Annotated in this window: 1 tRNA gene; it reads right to left on the reverse strand. The window is 46.3% G+C overall.

The annotated features are described in order from the left end of the window. Window positions 1-174: 174 nt before the first annotated feature. Window positions 175-250, reverse strand: a tRNA-Ala gene (locus ET33_RS35860). Between the last annotated feature and the right edge of the window lie 72 nt (window positions 251-322).

Here is a 322-nt window from a genome sequence, read left to right on the forward strand (position 1 = left end):
TTCTAGCTTATCCATAAGCTCGGAGTATATCTTTTCTCGCTCCGCTTGTCTTCGACAAAAGTCGCTCCAAAAGATATATACCTCGCGGTATCAACTAGTAAAACTAAGGATGATTCAGCTTTACGCTTTGTTTCGTTATCCAGTTTTCAAGGAACAAGCTTCGATGGAATTCAATGGTGGAGCCAAGCGGGATCGAACCGCTGACCTCCTGCTTGCAAGGCAGGCGCTCTCCCAGCTGAGCTATGGCCCCATTGAAAGCTCCATCAAAACTGAACAAATGAGAAACGAATGCTTTGTTTATGTCCGTCGCCCTACAGACGAC

This window comes from Paenibacillus tyrphae (assembly GCF_000722545.1).
In the GTDB taxonomy this organism is placed as follows: Bacteria; Bacillota; Bacilli; order Paenibacillales; family NBRC-103111; genus Paenibacillus_G; species Paenibacillus_G tyrfis.